The organism is Polaromonas sp. (genome assembly GCF_031411155.1).
Taxonomy (GTDB): Bacteria; Pseudomonadota; Gammaproteobacteria; order Burkholderiales; family Burkholderiaceae_C; genus Polaromonas.
In genome coordinates, this window is sequence record NZ_JANOAL010000207.1 from 19,040 (window position 1) to 38,220 (window position 19,181).

The 19,181-nt window shown below is 60.5% G+C and carries 16 protein-coding genes; 10 read left to right on the forward strand and 6 right to left on the reverse strand.

Annotated features, from left to right (window positions below):
- The first annotated feature begins 12 nt into the window (after window positions 1-12).
- On the forward strand, window positions 13-1,191 hold the full coding sequence (locus RMO23_RS13140) for an acetyl-CoA C-acetyltransferase (protein ID WP_309682240.1): 1,179 nt from the start codon (window positions 13-15) through the stop codon (window positions 1,189-1,191).
- A 103-nt stretch (window positions 1,192-1,294) separates the two neighbouring features.
- Window positions 1,295-2,032 (forward strand): acetoacetyl-CoA reductase, encoded by a 738-nt coding sequence (phbB, locus tag RMO23_RS13145; protein WP_309682243.1) that lies wholly within the window; start codon window positions 1,295-1,297, stop codon window positions 2,030-2,032.
- Window positions 2,033-2,118: 86 nt separating this feature from the next.
- On the opposite strand, the gene RMO23_RS13150 is transcribed toward phbB, so the two are convergent.
- From RMO23_RS13150 to RMO23_RS13165, 4 genes are all read right to left on the reverse strand, one after another.
- Entirely contained in the window at window positions 2,119-2,733 is a 615-nt protein-coding gene (locus RMO23_RS13150) for a 2-hydroxychromene-2-carboxylate isomerase (RefSeq protein ID WP_309682246.1), read from the reverse strand.
- A gap of 35 nt (window positions 2,734-2,768) precedes the next feature.
- Window positions 2,769-3,497 (reverse strand): glutathione S-transferase N-terminal domain-containing protein, encoded by a 729-nt coding sequence (locus RMO23_RS13155; protein ID WP_309682248.1) that lies wholly within the window; start codon window positions 3,495-3,497, stop codon window positions 2,769-2,771.
- Between the two features lie 85 nt (window positions 3,498-3,582).
- Entirely contained in the window at window positions 3,583-3,978 is a 396-nt protein-coding gene (locus RMO23_RS13160) for an RNA-binding protein (RefSeq protein WP_309682251.1), read from the reverse strand.
- Window positions 3,979-4,107: 129 nt separating this feature from the next.
- On the reverse strand, window positions 4,108-5,943 hold the full coding sequence (locus tag RMO23_RS13165; RefSeq protein ID WP_309682252.1) for a M14 family metallopeptidase: 1,836 nt from the start codon (window positions 5,941-5,943) through the stop codon (window positions 4,108-4,110).
- A gap of 188 nt (window positions 5,944-6,131) precedes the next feature.
- On the opposite strand from RMO23_RS13165, the gene dusA reads away from it, so the two are divergent.
- On the forward strand, window positions 6,132-7,178 hold the full coding sequence (gene dusA / locus RMO23_RS13170; RefSeq protein WP_309682256.1) for a tRNA dihydrouridine(20/20a) synthase DusA: 1,047 nt from the start codon (window positions 6,132-6,134) through the stop codon (window positions 7,176-7,178).
- On the opposite strand, the gene RMO23_RS13175 is transcribed toward dusA, so the two are convergent.
- Window positions 7,173-7,631: an Lrp/AsnC family transcriptional regulator gene (locus RMO23_RS13175; protein ID WP_309682260.1), complete on the reverse strand. Its 459-nt coding sequence runs from the start codon at window positions 7,629-7,631 to the stop codon at window positions 7,173-7,175. The genes dusA and RMO23_RS13175 overlap by 6 nt on opposite strands.
- Before the next feature lie 165 nt (window positions 7,632-7,796).
- Here RMO23_RS13175 and RMO23_RS13180 point away from each other — a divergent pair, with 165 nt between their 5' ends.
- The 4 genes from RMO23_RS13180 to RMO23_RS13195 all read left to right on the forward strand — a co-directional run bounded on the left by RMO23_RS13180 (window position 7,797) and on the right by RMO23_RS13195 (window position 13,930).
- On the forward strand, window positions 7,797-8,900 hold the full coding sequence (locus tag RMO23_RS13180) for a saccharopine dehydrogenase NADP-binding domain-containing protein (RefSeq protein ID WP_309682262.1): 1,104 nt from the start codon (window positions 7,797-7,799) through the stop codon (window positions 8,898-8,900).
- Between the two features lie 224 nt (window positions 8,901-9,124).
- Window positions 9,125-11,047, forward strand: a complete 1,923-nt coding sequence (locus RMO23_RS13185; protein WP_309682264.1) for a PrkA family serine protein kinase — start codon at window positions 9,125-9,127, stop codon at window positions 11,045-11,047.
- 52 nt (window positions 11,048-11,099) lie between these two features.
- A complete protein-coding gene (locus RMO23_RS13190; protein WP_309682266.1) occupies window positions 11,100-12,371 on the forward strand; it encodes a YeaH/YhbH family protein in 1,272 nt (423 codons plus the stop codon).
- On the forward strand, window positions 12,368-13,930 hold the full coding sequence (locus RMO23_RS13195; RefSeq protein ID WP_309682269.1) for a SpoVR family protein: 1,563 nt from the start codon (window positions 12,368-12,370) through the stop codon (window positions 13,928-13,930). Before RMO23_RS13190 ends, RMO23_RS13195 begins: the two co-directional genes overlap by 4 nt.
- Before the next feature lie 50 nt (window positions 13,931-13,980).
- On the opposite strand, the gene RMO23_RS13200 is transcribed toward RMO23_RS13195, so the two are convergent.
- Window positions 13,981-14,616 (reverse strand): GntR family transcriptional regulator, encoded by a 636-nt coding sequence (locus RMO23_RS13200; RefSeq protein WP_309682271.1) that lies wholly within the window; start codon window positions 14,614-14,616, stop codon window positions 13,981-13,983.
- A 153-nt stretch (window positions 14,617-14,769) separates the two neighbouring features.
- On the opposite strand from RMO23_RS13200, the gene scpA reads away from it, so the two are divergent.
- The 3 genes from scpA to RMO23_RS13215 all read left to right on the forward strand — a co-directional run.
- Window positions 14,770-16,947, forward strand: a complete 2,178-nt coding sequence (gene scpA, locus RMO23_RS13205) for a methylmalonyl-CoA mutase (protein WP_309682274.1) — start codon at window positions 14,770-14,772, stop codon at window positions 16,945-16,947.
- On the forward strand, window positions 16,944-18,002 hold the full coding sequence (meaB, locus tag RMO23_RS13210) for a methylmalonyl Co-A mutase-associated GTPase MeaB (protein WP_309682277.1): 1,059 nt from the start codon (window positions 16,944-16,946) through the stop codon (window positions 18,000-18,002). Before scpA ends, meaB begins: the two co-directional genes overlap by 4 nt.
- Window positions 18,003-18,045: 43 nt before the next feature.
- Window positions 18,046-19,181: acyl-CoA carboxylase subunit beta (locus RMO23_RS13215; RefSeq protein WP_309682279.1), on the forward strand; the 1,136-nt coding region annotated here is incomplete at its 3' end.

Genomic DNA, 19,181 nt, shown 5'->3' on the forward strand with positions numbered 1-19,181 from the left:
AAGGAAGACATCATGGAAGACATCGTTATCGTTTCGGCTGGCCGCACGGCGGTTGGCAAATTTGGCGGCTCGCTGGCCAAAATTCCTGCGACCGAGCTGGGTGCCGCGGTCATCAAGGCAGTGCTGGAGCGTTCCGGCCTGAGCGCCGATCAGATCGGTGAAGTCATCCTGGGTCAGGTATTGACCGCTGGCGCTGGCCAGAACCCGGCGCGCCAGGCCGTAATCAAGGCCGGTTTTCCGCATGGCATTCCGGGTCTGACAATCAATGCGGTGTGCGGTTCCGGCCTCAAATCCGTCATGCTCGCGGCCCAGGCCGTGGCCTGTGGTGACAGCGAAATCGTGATTGCCGGCGGCCAGGAGAACATGAGCGCCTCGCCGCACGTGCTGAACGGCTCGCGTGACGGTCAGCGCATGGGCGACTGGAAGATGGTCGACTCCATGATCGTGGACGGCTTGTGGGACGTCTACAACCAGTACCACATGGGCATCACCGCCGAGAACGTCGCCAAGAAATACAGCATCGACCGTGCCGCGCAGGACGCGCTGGCACTGGCCAGCCAGACCAAGGCCGCCGCAGCACAGGACGCCGGCAAGTTCAAGGACGAGATAGTTCCGATCTCCATTCCGCAGAAAAAAGGCGAGCCGGTGGTTTTTGCGGCCGACGAATTCATCAACCGCAAAACCAACGCGGAAGGCCTGGCGGGCTTGCGCCCGGCCTTTGACAAGGCGGGCGGCGTGACGGCTGGCAATGCCTCCGGCCTCAATGACGGCGCGGCCGCCGTGATGGTGATGACGGCCAAAAAAGCGGCCGCGCTTGGCCTGAAACCGCTGGCACGCATCGCCAGCTATGCCACCACCGGCCTGGACCCGGCCTACATGGGCATGGGCCCGGTGCCCGCATCGACCAAGGCGCTGGCCCGTGCCGGCTGGAAGGCGCAAGACCTCGATCTGCTGGAAATCAATGAAGCCTTTGCGGCCCAGGCCTGCGCCGTCAACAAGGAAATGGGCTGGGACACCAGCAAGGTCAACGTCAACGGCGGCGCCATTGCGATTGGCCACCCGATTGGCGCGTCAGGCTGCCGGATTCTGGTGACGCTGCTGCACGAGATGGCACGCCGCGACGCCAAAAAAGGCATTGCCAGCCTGTGCATTGGCGGCGGCATGGGGGTTGCCCTCACCCTGGAACGCTGAATTTGAGGTAAAACATGTGCAAGTGCATGTAAAACGGGTGTGAGTAGCTATTAAATCAATAGCAAAAGCGGTTGCAGAAAATCAGGAAATCAAGGAGAACGACATGACAAAAAAAGTAGCATACGTCACCGGCGGCATGGGCGGCATTGGAACGGCAATCTGCCAGCGGCTGGCGAAAGACGGTTTTACCGTGGTGGCCGGCTGCGGCCCGACCCGCGATTTTGCCAAGTGGATCGATGAGCAAAAAGTTCTAGGCTACACCTTTTACACCTCGGTCGGCAATGTGGGTGATTGGGATTCCACCGTGGCGGCCTTTGACAAGGTCAAGGCAGAGCATGGCCAGGTCAGCGTGCTGGTCAACAACGCCGGCATCACGCGCGATGGCCAGTTCCGCAAGATGAGCAAGACGGACTGGGATGCCGTCATTTCGACCAACCTGGACAGCATGTTCAATGTGACCAAGCAGGTTATCGAAGGCATGATAGAAGCCGGCTTTGGCCGCATCGTCAACATCTCGTCGGTGAATGGCCAGAAAGGCCAGTTTGGCCAGGTGAACTATTCCACCGCCAAGGCCGGTCTGCATGGCTTTACCATGGCGCTGGCGCAAGAAGTGGCCAGCAAAGGCGTGACGGTCAACACCGTAAGCCCTGGCTATATCGGCACCGATATGGTCAAGGCGATTCGCCCCGATGTGCTTGAGAAAATCGTGGCTGGTGTGCCGGCCAAACGGCTGGGCCAGCCCGAAGAAATCGCTTCGATCATTTCTTGGATTGCCTCCGACGAAGGCGGCTACGCCACCGGCGCGGACTTCTCGCTCAACGGTGGGTTGCACATGGGTTAAGGGTCTTTGCGACCGATAGTAAAAAACCCGCCTCGGCGGGTTTTTTTATGGGCTGGCAGTTTCGGGTGTGTGCCACCTGGTGCAGCCTAGCCTCGGGCGCGCAGCACGGCCGAATGCACCAGCGGCAGCCGGTCATTGCCAAAGTACATGTCGTCGTCAACGAAAAAGGTGGGCGAGCCAAAGGCGCCGCGGCGAATCGCTTCCTCGGTGTTGGCCTTGAGCTGATCCTTGATGTCGGGCCGGGTGATACCTGCCAGAAAAGCATCGGCGCTGATGCCTACTTGCGAACAAATGGCAGACAGCACCTCATCCTGTGAGATATCTTCGTCGCGGCTGAAATAGGTCGCAAACACCGCTTCGACAAAGGCAAGGTAGTGTGATTTGGCGGTCGCGTCCTGGGCAATCCACAGGCAGCCGCGCATGGCCTTGACGCTGTTGACCGGAAAGACGCGGGGCGGAAAGGTGATGGTCAGGCCCGCCTCCCGCGCGCTGTCGCGGACGTCCTTGAGCATGTAGCGGTTTTTTGGCGAAGCCATGTCCTCCCGCGCCGCGTAAATGCCCTTGTTGACGCTGTTGAAGATGCCGCCCACCAGCACCGGCCGCCAGCTGATCGCTTCCCCGAGCTCCGCCGCCAGCGGCTGGATGTTGCGAAAAGCCAGGTAAGTCCAGGGGCTGGAACAGTCAAAGAAAAACTCGATCATCGGTGTTGCTTGTCTCTGTTAGGGTGTTTTGACATTCAGGCCTCGTGCTGCTGGCCGCCTGCCATGTTGCGCACGCTGTCGGCGGTCTGCCCAAACAGGGCCTTGCGCGCCTCCTCGGTCAGCGCCGGTGCACGCAATTCCTTGCCCAGTGCCAGCCCGCGCTTGACGGCGGGTCTTTCAAACAGGGCGTCGTACCAGCGCTGCACATGGGGAAACTTCAGCAACTCAACCTGCTGCGCCTTGTGCGTGCGAACCCACGGGAAAATCGCCATGTCTGCAATCGAGTAGTCTGGCCCCGCCACATGGGCGCCGGTGCGGGCCAGCTGCTCATCAAGCACGCCGTACAGCCGGTCCACTTCCTTGCCGTAACGCTCAATGGCGTAGGGAATTTTCTCTGGCGCATACAAAAGAAAGTGGCCGTTTTGCCCGGCCATGGGGCCCAGCCCGCCCATTTGCCACATCAGCCATTGCATCGCCCGATAACGTTCCGGCCCATGGCGGGATAAAAAACGGCCGGTTTTTTCGGCCAGATAGAGCAAAATCGCCCCGCTTTCAAACACGGCCAGCGGCGCTTCGGCACCGGCAGGGTCGTGGTCGACGATGGCCGGCATGCGGTTGTTGGGGCTGATGGCGAGAAACTCTGCAGCAAACTGCTCGCCCTTGCCGATGTTGACCGGCACAAACCGGTAGGGCAGGCCGCATTCCTCCAGCATGATGGAAATCTTCCATCCGTTCGGCGTGGGCCAGTAATGCAGGTCAATCATGCGAATCCCATGGCTGTGAGGCGTTGAGCTTAAACCGATATGCCGGTTGGCCGCGCGCCCCAAGCCAATGAATTCTCATGCAAGGCTATTCCAGATCTTCAATGGCCAGCGAATGGTATTTCTGCGCGTAAGAAAATGGCAGCTTGCGCACCACGGTCATGATGCGCTCGGTGTCGTCGCGTGTGTGGGTGGAAATCATCAAGGCATGATGACCTTCACGTGCCAGATCCACGTACTTGCGGGTGGTTGCCTTTTCGGTGCCCACGTCTGGCAAGGCGACATCTGAAACGACCTCCGTCTTGCCGATGTCCCTCAGGATGTCTGCCGGTGTCAGCAGCATGATCTCATCGTCGCGGGGTTCGAGTTCGCGCGCCGCCTGCCTTGCATCATCGACATCGGGAAACATGATGAATGCATAACCCGACGGGTAGAAAGAACCGCGCAGACTAAGCATTTTCCTGGTCAATTGAAAGTCTTTCATGACGCTCCTTTTTTCGTTGATTCCAGCATTTACGGATAAAAATTTACTCTTCGCAGTCAGTTAAAACAAGCGCTTTCTGTAAGACGGTGACGTGAAATGAAAAGATCGGTAGCTGGCGGCAACTGTTGCTCAGGGTGATTCGTCAAACTTGAGCGTCGGCTCGCCCATCACGCGGGCCGTGCTTTGCAGGCCGTCCAGAATCCGGTTGGCAAAATAGCTGCTCTGGGTGTCGGGCTCCAGCGCGGCCACCGCCAGATTGGCCAGCGGCTGGTTCAGCGGCACGTAATAGCTTCCGCGTGGGGCATCCACCACGCCGCGCGCCAGGCTGACCTGGACGATGATGATGGGGGCCTCCGCTGAAATGGTGCCTCGCACATCCTGCCGTTCGCCGCTTGCGCGTGCCGTCTCCCGGTAGCTGTCAGCCAGCATCGAGCCCTGCTCGGCGACGCGCAAGACCTTGACGCCGTGCATCCGCAGGTGCTCGACAGCGGTTCCGGACGCGGCCGACAACCAGTAGCCACAGGGGCGGGCACGGGCCTTGACCTTGCGAAGCTGAAGCGCCGAATCCCAGTCCACCAGGATGGCCCTGTCCGCGCCGCTGGACGGGTCCAGCATCATCAGTTCGTACTGGGCGGCGGTGGCCGCCGCTTCCACCACTGCCTCGTCCTTGCAGGCCAGGGCGCTAACTTCCTTGTCAATATAGGGGCGAAGCTGGCCAAGCTCGCCAGCGCGCTGGGCCGTGCTGGCCAGAACACTGGAGATGGCGATGACGTGGGTGTGCACGCGGCGCTGGATGTGCAGCCTTCCGATGCCGACGCCGCGTGTTTCGATTAGCAGGCTGACCATGTTTTTCAGGCCGTTGACATTACGGCCGGTATCGGGCTGCGCGCCGCCCATGGAGATTTTTTTGTCCTGCAGGTCGGTCGAAGTGGTGTAGTACCACTCGGTGCTCAGGCCCTGGCTCTTGAGTGCGGCCAGCAAGGGCCTGCGATACCACTCTTCGGCCGCCTTGGTCAAAAACTCGGGCAGGTTGGCGGTGGTCGCGTACTGGAACAGCGCGTCGAACTTTTGCACCATGCCGAACTTTTCAAGATAGCGGCCCACCACCGTGTACTCATGGGCGTCCACCACTACCGTGGGACGGTAGTCGCGCGTCAGCCGCGCCAGCGCCTGGGCTTCCGGGGTGTTGAGCAGCAAATGGTCACGGTTCATGTCCAGCCCGCCTGCGGTCACCCTCTGGTCGTTTGCGGCGCCATCCGGATTGGCGCGCGGAACAATCACGACATTGATGCGTTCCAGAACCGGCTGCAGCAGCCCTTGCGCCAGTTCCCGGGCGATGACCAGCAACGCTTCACTGCCGGCCGGCTCGTTGCCGTGTTGCTGGCCCAGCAGCAGCACCGTGGGCTTGCCGTTCGCCAGCAGGGCTGCGGGGTCTGTGCCGGCGGCGCGGGCCAGGACCAGCGCTTCTATGGCTTCACCGCGCTGGGATCTGCCAATAGCCTGCACGGCGGCCTTCACCCCCGCAGTACGTGACGCAGATGCCGCCTGATCGCGCAGCCAGGCCTGTACCTCTGCCGCGCTGGTAAAAGTGGCCCGTCCGGCTTGCAGACCGGGTGTGTTGTAAACCACGGAAGGTGTCGGGAAGCGGGCGGCGACTGCCGCGCCGTAGGGCGCAGGCTGCTCGCCTGACTGGGGGCCAATGGCAGGGCCAATGACCGAAGGCGGTGCCACCGGGAAGGTCTGCACCTCGGCGGGTGGCGCAGGCGGACGTGCGGTGGGCGCGGGCGTTGTGGAGGAACCGGTAGGTGCCGTCGTTGCCGGGCGCACCGCGGAGGGCGTCCACGGCGGCAGGGGCACCGAGGTGCAGGCGGAGAGCAGCAGCAGAGGCGCCAGCATGGCTGCGGCTTGCAAGGGAAAGCGATGACGCAAATAACCGGCAAGGGTTCCGGGGACGGGGCAGGGCATGGGGGTCCTCCTGTTTGCACTGTGCCGCAAGCAGAGCGCTTCGCGGTGGCCTGGCTCACGTGAATGATCCCGGATGTTACCCGCCGGACGGTGTCCTGGGCTACGGTAGTTTCCAGTTGGGCCGGCGTGGGCCGGCAGTGCGTATTGACGAACCTGGAGGCGGGCAGGCTTTCTGGGAAAATAGCGTCATGCTTGCCCGATCCTTGCCTGCCAACCCGCCCGACAGCGGACTGCCTTTACACCGCGATCCCTGGCGTTTGTCGATTGCGCCCATGATGGATTGGACCGACCGGCATTGCCGTTATTTCCATCGCCTGCTGTCGCGTCACACCCTTCTGTATACCGAAATGGTGACCACGGGTGCGCTGATTCATGGCGATGTCGCCCGCCATTTGCGGTTTAACGCCGAGGAACACCCGATCGCATTGCAACTGGGCGGCAGCGAGCCGGCCGACCTGGCGCATTGCGCCCGGATGGGCGAGCAATGGGGTTACGACGAGATCAACCTGAACTGCGGCTGTCCCAGCGAGCGGGTTCAGCGCGGCGCCTTTGGCGCTTGCCTGATGGCCGAGCCGCAGCTGGTGGCCGACTGCGTCAAGGCGATGGTGGATGTGGTGGGTATTCCCGTGACCGTCAAGCACCGCATCGGCATTGACAAAGCCGAAAGTTATGAATTTGTGCGTGACTTTGTGGGCACCGTGAGCGAAGCGGGTTGCCGGGTGTTTGCCGTGCATGCGCGCAATGCCTGGCTGAAAGGCCTGTCTCCGAAAGAAAATCGCGAAGTCCCCCCGCTGCGCTACGAGCTGGTGTACCGGCTCAAACGAGAGTTTCCTGACCTTACCATCGCCGTCAATGGCGGCATCACCACCAGCCATCAGGTGGCCGGCCAATTGGCGCGGCTGGATGGCGTGATGATTGGCCGCGAGGCCTATCACAACCCCTGGTGGCTGGCGTCCTGGGACCACGAGTTTTTTGGCGCGGCCGCGTCAGAGATCAGCCGCGAATCGGTGGAAGCGCAAATGGCCGACTACATGGTGCGCGAAGCTGCAACCCACGGCACCCCCTGGAGCGGCATTGCCCGCCATATGTTGGGGCTGCGTCACGGCATGCCGGGCGCGCGGCGCTGGCGCCAGGTGTGGAGTGATCACCGGCTCAGGGGGCTTGATCCGCGTGAGGTCATGGCCCTGGCGCACCACCCGGCAGAGGCCCGGGCCGAAGAAGCCCTGGTTTTATGAGGGTTCGACGGCATTGCGCCGGTCGATCTTGCGGCTCAGCACAATCGAGGTCTGGGTGTGGTTTACGCCCTCTATCAGGCCGATGCGATCGAGCAAGGTATTGAGCTGCTCATGCGTCTCGCAGCGCAGAAACACCAGGTAGTCAAACTGGCCGCTGACCGCGGACACTTCTTCAATTTCGGGCATTGACGCCAGCTCCCTGAGCACAACGGTAGTGGTTTTGGGCAGGATGCTCAGGCTGCAGTAGGCCCGCACCGCGGTGCTGTCCAGCCGCTGCCCCAGCCGCACCCCGTAGCCCGCCACCACGCCTTCGCGTTCCAGCCGCGCCAGCCGCGCCACCACCGTGGTGCGCGCCAGCTTGAGCTTGCGTGCCAGCGTCGCCATGGGTTCGCGGGCGTTGGCCTGCAGCAGGCTGAGCAGGCGCCGGTCGATGTTGTCGAGGGGGAGTTGCATATTAGTTGACGATTGTTTGGTCGTTATGACCAATATATAAATAGTTTTTAACGCATTTGTCAATACACATTGACATCAATGCGACTTACCATGGGTCATCCTCACGGGAAGATTCAGTGCCGGAAACGGCTCGTTGCAGGCGATTGCAGCATCAAAGGAGGTCTCATGGTCACCAGCATCAAACCCATTACCATTCTGGGCGCAGGTCAAATTGGTTTTGCCATCGCCGTGCTCCTCAGACAGGCCGGTGGCTACGACGTCTGTATCGCCGACCGGGATGCGGGCCGGCTCAAGCAACTGGCTGACCAGGGTTTTGAGGTCATGGTTGTGGATAAGGAGGACTCCCTCGCCGGCGCCGCGTCTGGGCGGTACGCGGTGCTGAACGCGCTGCCATTTCATCGCGCCATCACCGTCGCGACGCTTTGCGCCGAAGCCGGCGTTCACTACTTTGACCTGACCGAAGATGTCCGCAGTACCCAGGCCATCCGCGCGCTGGCGGCCAGTGCGCGGACGGTACTGATGCCGCAATGCGGTCTGGCGCCCGGCTTTATAGGCATCGTGGGCAACGATCTTGCCCGGCGCTTTGACCGTTTGCTGGATCTGCACATGCGGGTGGGCGCGCTGCCGCGCTATCCGGTCAACCGGCTGCGCTACAACCTGACCTGGAGTACCGAAGGGCTTATCAACGAATACTGCAACCCTTGCGATGCGCTGGTCGATGGCGAACCCACACAGGTCATGGCGCTTGAGGGGCACGAAACCTTCGCCCTGGATGGTGTGGAGTACGAGGCCTTCAATACCTCGGGTGGGCTGGGCACGCTGACCGAGACGCTGCGCGGAAAGGCGCGCAATGTCGACTACAAGTCGGTACGCTATCCGGGACATTGCGCCATCATGAAGCTGCTGTTGAACGACCTGCGGCTACGGGAGCGCAGGGATTTGCTCAAGGATATTTTTGAGGCCGCCATTCCTGCAACAGATCAGGATGTGATTGTGGTGTTTGTCACGGCCTCGGGCTACCGTCATCAACGCCTGGTTCAGGACTCCTATTCGGCGCGCCTGATGGGTACTCAGATCGGCGGACACCGCCTGAGCGCCATCCAGTTGAGCACCGCGAGCGGCATCTGCGCCGCGCTGGACCTGGTGGCCCAGGGGGCATTGCCGCAATCGGGCTTCATCGGTCAAGAGCGGATCGGACTTGAACAATTCCTGAATAACCGGTTTGGCCAGGCATGCGCTGAAAGGGCGCCTGAAGCCAGTCATGCATAAACGCAACGATGTTTTGAAATCGCTATGTACGCATCGATGCATTTGGAAAATAATAGAGGCGCATGCGAGTTTTGGCGGTATTTCGTATGCTGGAACTTTTTCTCTTTCGCTGTAATCTATCCAGCACTTTGTGCAGGATAAAAATTCGAGTTATGGTGCGGTAGTCTGGAGTCATTTTCCGCAGGGGTCAACGCTCCTTCGGTGCCGCGCACATAGGAGGTTCTATGGATGTCGTTCGTAATTTTCTGACGCGCTACGAGCAAACGCGGGAGGAAGAGCTGTCCATCGAGGAGTACCTCGAGGCCTGCAAGAAAGACCCGCTCGTTTACGCTACCGCCGCCGAGCGGATTCTTGCCGCCGTGGGCGAGCCCGAGTTGCTCGACACGCGGCACGACCAGCGCCTGTCGCGCTTGTTTGGCAACAAGATCATCAAGATCTACCCGGCCTTTCGAGACTTCTACGGGCTGGAAGATCCGATCGAGCAGGTTGTGTCTTACTTCCGCCATGCGGCACAGGGCCTCGAGGAAAAAAAACAGATTCTCTATTTGCTCGGGCCGGTGGGGGGTGGCAAGTCGTCGATTGCCGAGCGGCTCAAACAGCTGATGGAGCAGGTGCCGTTCTATTCGCTCAAAGGCTCGCCGGTCAACGAGTCGCCGCTGGGTCTTTTCAACAATGCCGAAGACGCTCCCGTGCTGGCTGAGCAGTATGGCATTGCGCCGCGCTACATGCAGAGGGTGATGTCACCCTGGGCCGTCAAGCGGCTTGAAGAGTACGGCGGTGACATTCGTCAGTTCCGCGTGGTCAAGCGCTTCCCGTCCATTCTCAAGCAGTGCGCCATTGCCAAGACCGAGCCCGGCGATGAAAACAACCAGGACATTTCTTCGCTGGTGGGCAAGATTGACATTCGCAAGCTGGAGACTTTTGCCCAGGACGACCCGGATGCCTACAGCTACTCTGGCGGCTTGTGCCTTGCCAATCAGGGGCTGCTTGAGTTCGTCGAGATGTTCAAGGCCCCGATCAAGGTGCTGCACCCCTTGCTCACCGCCACTCAGGAGGGTAACTACAAGGGCACCGAGGGTTTTGGTGCCATTCCCTTCGACGGCATCGTGATGGCGCATTCCAATGAAAGCGAATGGAAGGCTTTCAAGAACAACAAGAACAACGAAGCCTTTCTGGACCGAATCTACATTGTCAAGGTGCCTTACTGTCTGCGGGTTTCCGAGGAAGTCAAGATTTATGAAAAGCTGGTCCGCAACTCCTCATTGCTGAACGCTGTCTGTGCACCCGGCACCCTGAAGATGATGGCGCAGTTTGCGGTGCTGACGCGACTGAAGGAGCCTGAAAATTCCAGCATGTTCAGCAAGCTGCAGGTGTATGACGGCGAGAACCTGAAAGACACCGACCCCAAAGCCAAGAGCTACCAAGAATACCGTGACTACGCGGGTGTCGACGAAGGCATGAGCGGAATCTCTACGCGTTTTGCTTTCAAGATCCTGTCCAAGGTGTTCAACTTCGATTCGACCGAAATCGCCGCCAACCCGGTGCACCTGATGTATGTGCTGGAGCAGCAGATCGAGCGTGAGCAGTTTGCGCCCGAGACCGAGCAGAAGTACCTCGCCTACATCAAGGAAACACTGGCGGCCCGCTATGCCGAGTTTATCGGCAAGGAAATTCAGACCGCTTACCTCGAGTCGTACTCCGAGTACGGGCAGAATATTTTTGACCGCTATGTGACCTACGCGGACTTCTGGATCCAGGACCAGGAATACCGCGACACCGACACCGGCGAAATTTTCGATCGATCGTCACTCAATGCCGAGCTGGAAAAAATTGAAAAGCCGGCCGGAATCAGCAACCCCAAAGATTTCCGCAACGAAATTGTCAACTTTGTGTTGCGTGCCCGGGCCAACAATGCCGGCAAGAACCCGACCTGGACCAGCTACGAAAAACTGCGCACGGTGATCGAGAAGAAGATGTTCTCGAACACCGAAGACCTGTTGCCCGTGATTTCTTTCAATGCCAAGGCCAGTGCCGACGAGCAGCAAAAGCACCAGGACTTCGTCAACCGCATGGTCTCCAAGGGCTACACCACGCGGCAGGTGCGCCTGCTCTGTGACTGGTACCTGCGGGTTCGCAAGAGTTCCTGAAGTTTGCAGCCCGGCTTGAGGGCGCACCCATTGCATCAGACCGGAGATCACGATGCTCCAGCAAGTTATTGATCGAAGGTTATCGGGCAAGAACAAGTCCATTGGCAATCGGGAGCGCTTTTTGCGCCGCTTTCGCGAGCAGATTCGGGACGCAGTTCGTCGCGCCGTGTCTGGCCGCAGCATCCATGACATTGAGCAGGGCGAGGACATCTCGCTGCCACGACGCGACGTGTCCGAACCGGTGTTTGGCCACGGAAGCGGCGGCATGCGCGAAACCGTCCACCCCGGCAATCAGGACTATGTGCGCGGTGACCGCATCGAGCGGCCGCAGGGCGGCGGCGCTGGCGGGCCGGGCCAGGGCGCCGGCCAGGACGGATCCGGCGATGATGATTTTGTGTTTCGCATCACGCGCGAAGAGTTCATGCAGTACTTCTTCGACGACCTTGCGTTGCCGCATATGGTTCGTACCCAGTTGCTGCCCGATGCGCCCGAATGGAAATTCAGGCGCGCCGGTTTTGTATCGGAAGGCACGCCCACCAATCTGCATGTGGTGCGTTCCATGCGGGTCGCGCTCAGCCGGCGCATCGCGATAGGTGGTGAATCGCGGCGCGACCTTCATGAGTTGCAGGCCGAACTGGCCGAGGCCTTGTGCCAGGAGCCGGGCAAGCCGGAACTGATTACCGCGCTCAAGGAACAAATTGAGGTGCTTCGCCGCCGCCTGAAGCACATTCCCTTTTTTGATCCGTTTGACCTGCGCTATCGCAACCGGATCCGGGTACCGCTGCCCACCGCCAAGGCGGCGATGTTTTGCCTGATGGATGTGTCGGGCTCGATGGACGAGGGCCGCAAGGACATTGCGAAGCGGTTTTTCATCCTGCTGTACCTGTTCCTGAAGCGGTACTACGAGCGAACCGATGTGATTTTCATTCGCCACCACACCCAGGCCAGCGAAGTGTCCGAGGAGGAATTCTTCCAGTCCACCGAGACCGGCGGAACGGTGGTGTCCAGCGCGCTGCTGCTGATGCACCAGATCATCCAGGCGCGCTACCCGTCGAGTGACTGGAATATCTATGGCGCGCAAGCCTCGGACGGTGACAACTGGCATCAGGATTCGGCCAAGTGCCGCGAGCTGCTGGTCGGCAAGCTGCTGCCCCTGTCACGCTATTTTGCCTATGTGCAGGTGGCAGAGGAAGATCAGAACCTGTGGGAAGAGTACAGCCAGGTGAGCGAAACCAGCCCCAACTTTGCGATTCGCAAAATCAGCGGCCCCGCCGACATTTATCCGGTGTTCCGGGAGCTGTTCAAGAAAGGCGGCAGCGTATGACCGAGCCCGTGCCCGAAATCCCTCCGGAAGAAACCGTGGCCGCGCCGCCCGTGAACAAGAACGGCCGGGCGCGCCTGCCCAGCCCGTCTGACTGGTCGCTTGAGCTGATTGAGACCTACCACACCGAAATTGCCCGAACCGCCCATGAGTTTGGCCTGGACACCTTCCCGGTGCAACTCGAAGTCATCACCGCCGAGCAGATGATTGATGCCTATGCGTCGGTCGGCATGCCGGTGAACTACCGGCACTGGTCGTTCGGCAAGCAGTTTATTTCAACCGAGAAAAGCTATCGGCGTGGGCAGATGGGGCTGGCCTACGAAATCGTCATCAATTCCGACCCGTGCATCGCCTACCTGATGGAAGAGAACACGATGCCGATGCAGGCACTCGTGATGGCGCACGCCTGTTACGGGCACAACTCATTTTTCAAGGGCAATTACCTGTTCCGCATGTGGACCGATGCGGAATCCATCATTGACTACCTGGTCTATGCGCGCGCCTACATTGCCGAGTGCGAGGAGCAGCACGGCTGGGAGGCGGTCGAGCAACTGCTCGATTCCTGCCATGCGCTGATGAGCCACGGGGTGGACCGCTACCGGCGTTCACAAAAGCTGTCTTTGGCGCAGGAAGAGGCGCGCCGCAAGGAACGAGAGACTTATTTGCAGCAGCAGGTCAACGATCTGTGGCGCACCGTGCCGAAGTCGACCGACAAGCAGGTTGAAAAGACCACCCGGCGTTTTCCGGGCGAACCGCAGGAAAATATTCTCTACTTCATCGAGAAGAACGCGCCGCTGCTGGAGCCGTGGCAGCGCGAGGTGGTTCGCATCGTGCGCAAGATCGCCCAGTATTTCTATCCGCAGCGCCAGACCCAGGTCATGAACGAAGGCTGGGCCACGTTTTGGCATTACACGCTGCTTAACAAGATGTACGACGACGGCTTGTTGACCGACGGCTTCATGATTGAATGCCTGCGCTCGCACACCAACGTGGTGTACCAGCCGCCGGTCAGCCATCCCGGCTACAGCGGCGTCAACCCGTATGCGCTGGGTTTTGCCATGTTCAGCGACCTCAAACGCATTTGCCAGGCGCCGACCGAAGAAGACCGGCAGTGGTTCCCCGACATCGCCGGCTCCGACTGGCTCAAGACACTTGATCACGCGATGCGGCATTTCCGGGACGAGAGCTTTATTGGCCAATACCTGTCACCCCATCTGATGCGCGAAATGCGGCTTTTTTCGGTGGTCGACGACGCCTCGCGCAAGGATCTTGAGGTGGCCGCCATCCACGACGAGACGGGCTACCGGCATGTGCGCGAGGCGCTGTCGCGCCAGCATGATTTGAATTACCGCGAGCCCAACATACAGGTCTGGAATGTCGACGTGCGCGGTGACCGCTCCCTGACCCTGCGCCATTCACGCCACAACGACCGCCCGCTCACCGAGGAGGTGCAGGAAGTGATCAAGCATGTGGCCCGCCTGTGGGGGTTTCGGGTGCTGCTTGAAAGCGTGGACAACCACGGGAAGGTGCTGCAGCACTGGGAGGCCAAGCCGCATACTTGATTGAAGGCCTTGCCCGTTGTCGGGGCAAGCCTCTTCGGCTTTATGCGGCTTTATGCCGCCGCCTCCAGCCCGTTGCTGAAATGCTCACGCATGCGCAGTGCCGTGGCCTCGGCATCGCGCGCGGTCAGGGCCTGCATGATGGCACGGTGCTCGGCCAGCGACTCCTCGATGCGGCCGCCCTTGAGCAGCGAGTTGTGGCGGTTGAGCTTCATCACCTTGCGCAAATCAGCCACCATCTGGTCGCGCCAGCGGTTGTCGGCGATTTCGAGCAGGCGCATGTGAAACGCCTCGTTGATCTCGAAAAAGCGTTCGCGCTGGTTCACGGCTTTTTCAAGCTCCTTGTGCAGCCCCTGCAGTTCCTTGATCTGGGCATCGCTGGCATTGGCGGCCACCACGCCCGCGGCGTCGCTTTCGAGCAGGGCCAGCAGGTGGTACACGTCGGTCAGGTCTTTTTCATTCACCTCGGTCACATAGGCGCCGCGCCGCACCTTCATGGTGACCAGGCCTTCGGTGGCCAGCACCTTCAGCGCCTCGCGCAGGGGGGTGCGGCTGATGCCGTACTCCTCGGCCAGCTTGAGCTCGTCAATCCAGCTGCCCGGTGCCAGTTCGCGGTTGAAGATGCGCTGGCGCAGCAGCTCGGCCACTTCCTCGTAAAGTGCTCTGGGGGTCAAAGAAACAGCGGCCATGGTGGACTGGGCTTAAAGTGGAGAAATGATCAAAAACGTGCAGCTTTGGGGTTTCCGGCGGGCTTGCAGCGAGGCTTCATCTTACTCGAAACTGAATTTTGCATCAATAATTATAAATGATGTAAAATTTGCGGATTGTCTGAAAAGCGTGCCATGAGCCTCAAAAACACCCCTCCCAAGCCCAGCCAGCCCGATTTCCACCCCACCAGCCTTGAGGCTTGGGGCAAGGCCGCCGCCAAATCAGCGCCCGGCGGCGATGTGAATGCATTGAACTGGAAAACTCCGGACGGCATCAGCGTCAAGCCGCTGTACACGGCAGAAGACATCAAGGACCTGCCTTACACCAACACCTTGCCCGGTTTTGAGCCCTTCATTCGCGGCCCGCAGGCCACGATGTATGCGGTGCGGCCATGGACGATTCGCCAGTACGCCGGTTTTTCCACCGCCCAAGAGTCCAACGCGTTTTACCGCAAGGCGCTGGCCGCCGGCGGGCAAGGGGTGTCGGTGGCCTTTGATCTGGCCACGCATCGCGGCTACGACAGCGACCATCCGCGTGTGACCGGCGATGTCGGCAAGGCCGGCGTGGCGATTGACAGCGTCGAGGACATGAAGATCCTGTTCGACCAGATACCGCTCGACAAGGTCAGCGTGTCCATGACCATGAACGGCGCCGTGCTGCCGGTGCTGGCGGGCTATGTGGTGGCGGCCGAAGAGCAGGGCGTGGCGCAAGACCAGCTTAGCGGAACGATCCAGAACGACATCCTCAAGGAGTTCATGGTTCGCAACACCTATATCTACCCGCCCGCGCCCAGCATCCGCATCATTGGCGACATCATCGAGTACACGGCACGGCACATGCCCAAGTTCAACTCCATTTCGATTTCGGGCTATCACATGCAGGAAGCCGGCGCCAACCAGGCACTGGAGCTGGCCTTTACCCTGGCCGACGGCAAGGAGTACGTCAAAACCGCCATCGCCAAGGGCCTGGACGTCGACGGTTTTGCCGGGCGCCTGAGCTTTTTCTGGGCCATTGGCATGAACTTCTACCTGGAAGTGGCAAAAATGCGTGCCGCCCGTCTGCTGTGGTGCCGCATCATGAAAGGCTTTGACGCCAAGAGCCCGAAAAGCCTGATGCTGCGCACCCATTGTCAGACCAGCGGCTGGAGCCTGACCGAGCAGGATCCGTACAACAACGTGGTGCGCACTACCATTGAGGCCATGGCGGCGGTGTTTGGCGGCACCCAAAGCCTGCACACCAACAGCTTTGACGAGGCGATTGCCCTGCCGACCGAGTTCAGCTCGCGCATTGCCCGCAATACCCAGCTCATCATCCAGGAAGAAACCCACATCACCCATGTGGTCGACCCGTGGGCCGGCAGCTACATGATGGAAAAGCTGACGCAGGATATGGCCGACGCGGCCTGGGCCATCATTGAAGAAGTTGAAGCCATGGGCGGCATGACCAAGGCGGTGGACAGCGGCTGGGCCAAGCTCAAGATTGAAGCCGCAGCGGCCGAGAAGCAGGCCCGCATCGACAGCGGCAAGGACGTGATCGTTGGCGTCAACAAGTACAAGCTGAAAACCGAAGACGCCATCGAGTCGCGTGACATCGACAACGTGGCCGTGCGCGACGGGCAGATTGCCCGGCTCAAGGAAATCAGGCAAAAACGCGATGCAGCCCAGGTGGAACGGGCACTGGCTGCTATCACTTTTGCAGCAGAAAACAACTCCGGCAATCTGCTCGACTTGTCGATTCAGGCGGTGCGCCTGCGCGCCACGGTCGGAGAGGTCAGCGACGCGCTGGAAAAAGTCTACGGGCGCCACCGCGCCGATACGCAAAAGGTGACCGGTGTGTATGCAGCTGCCTATGACTCGGCCGAAGGCTGGGAAACCCTCAAGTCCGAAATCAACGCCTTTGCTGAAGATCAAGGCCGACGCCCGCGCGTCATGATCTCCAAACTCGGTCAGGACGGCCACGACCGCGGCGCCAAGGTGGTGGCCACGGCATTTGCCGACCTCGGCTTTGACGTCGACATGGGCCCGCTGTTCCAGACCCCCGAGGAGTGCGCGCGCCAGGCGATTGAAAACGACGTGCATGCGGTGGGCGTGTCCACTTTGGCGGCGGGGCATAAAACCCTGGTGCCCGCCATCATTGACGAACTTAAAAAGCAGGGCGCCGACGACATCATCGTGTTTGTTGGCGGCGTGATTCCCCGGCAAGACTACGAGATGCTGTACGAGGCTGGCGTGAAGGGCATTTACGGTCCGGGTACACCGATTCCGGCCAGTGCCAAGGATGTGCTGGAGCAGATCAGGGCTGCGTTGAAGTGATTGCCAGTGCGCTGGATGAGGCAGTGCTGAACGGTGAGGCCACCGTGCAACGCCGCGGCATCGCCAAAGCCATCACCCTGCTCGAATCGACTCGCGCCGACCATCGGGCGCAAGGTGACGAGCTGCTCACCGCATTGCTGCCGCACACCGGCAAGGCGTTTCGCCTGGGCATCAGCGGCGTGCCCGGTGTCGGCAAATCGACCTTTATTGAAGTGCTGGGCCTGTACCTCATCGCGCAAGGTCACCGCGTCGCCGTGCTGACGATTGATCCATCGTCCACTGTCTCCGGCGGCTCCATCCTGGGCGACAAGACCCGCATGGAAAGGCTGTCGGTGCACGAACGCGCCTACATCCGCCCCAGCCCCAGCAGCGGCACGCTGGGCGGCGTGGCCGAAAAAACGCGCGAGGCCATGCTGGTCTGCGAGGCCGCGGGCTACGATGTGGTGATTGTCGAAACCGTGGGGGTGGGCCAGAGCGAGACCGCCGTGGCCAACATGACCGACATGTTTGTGCTGATGCAATTGCCCAACGCTGGTGACGATCTGCAGGCGATCAAGAAAGGCGTGATGGAGCTGGCCGATCTGGTGATCATCAACAAGGCCGACATTGACGCCGATGCGGCGATGCGCGCCGAAGCGCAGATTACCTCGGCCATGCGCCTGTTTGGGCTGGTGAACAACGCCATGGCTAACAACAAAGGTGAGGCCCAGGCGGCCAGCTACGACCAGTTCTGGCATCCGCAAGTGATCCAGCTCAGTGCGCTGCACAACAAGGGCGTTGATGCGTTCTGGGCGGCGGTCACGCAGTTCAGGGCCCTGCAAACGGCCAACGGACGGTTGGCGGCGCGGCGGCGGCATCAGTCGCTGTCGTGGATGTGGGAGCGGATTGAGGCGGGGCTGAAGCAGGCGTTTCGGCACGACCCGGCGGTCGGTGCGCTGCTACCGACGCTGGTGGCCCAGGTTGAAAACGGCCAGGTTCCCGCCTCGACGGCCGCTAGAAATCTATTGAAAGTGCATTCAGCCCAGGTGGAATGGGCGCGGTCAGCTATTAAATAGATAGCAAGTAAACAGCATCTGGAAGACGTAGAAAAGGTAAATCATGCAAGACATACTAGAGCAGCTTGAAAAAAAGCGCGCCGCAGCCCGCCTGGGCGGGGGCCAAAAGCGCATTGACGCGCAGCACGGCAAAGGCAAACTGACGGCGCGTGAGCGGCTGGAACTGCTGCTGGACGAAGGCACGTTCGAGGAATGGGACATGTTTGTCGAGCACCGCTGCACCGACTTTGGCATGGCTGACAACAAGATTCCGGGTGACGGCGTGGTGACCGGTTACGGCATGATCAATGGCCGCCTGGTGTTTGTCTTCAGCCAGGACTTCACGGTGTTTGGCGGCGCCTTGAGCGAAGCCCATGCCGAAAAAATCTGCAAGGTGATGGACCAGGCCATGAAGGTCGGTGCGCCGGTGATTGGCCTGAATGACTCGGGTGGCGCGCGCATTCAGGAGGGCGTGGCTTCGCTGGGCGGCTATGCCGATGTGTTCCAGCGCACTGTGATGGCGTCGGGCGTGATTCCGCAGATCAGCATGATCATGGGCCCCAGCGCCGGCGGCGCGGTGTACTCGCCGGCCATGACCGACTTCATTTTCATGGTCAAGGACAGCGCCTACATGTTTGTGACCGGCCCCGAGGTGGTTAAAACCGTCACGCACGAAGAAGTCAGCGCCGAGGAGCTGGGCGGCGCCATTACCCACACCACCAAGAGCGGTGTGGCCGACCTGGCCTTTGAAAATGATGTTGAAGCGCTGCTGATGCTGCGCCGCCTCTACAACTACCTGCCGCTGAACAACCGTGAAAAGGCCCCGGTGCGCCCCAGCGCCGACCCGGCCGGCCGCATGGACCTGAGCCTGGACACGCTGGTGCCCGAGAACCCGAACAAGCCCTACGACATGAAAGAGCTGATCGTCAAGACGGTGGACGACGGCGACTTTTTCGAGATCCAGCCCGAGTACGCCAAAAACATCATCATCGGCTTTGCCCGCATGGAAGGCCAGTCGGTCGGCATCGTCGCGAATCAGCCGCTGGTGCTGGCGGGTTGCCTGGACATCAAAAGCTCGATCAAGGCGGCGCGCTTTGTGCGCTTTTGCGATGCCTTCAACATCCCGGTCATTACCTTTGTCGACGTGCCCGGCTTCATGCCCGGCACCAGCCAGGAGTACGGCGGCATCATCAAGCACGG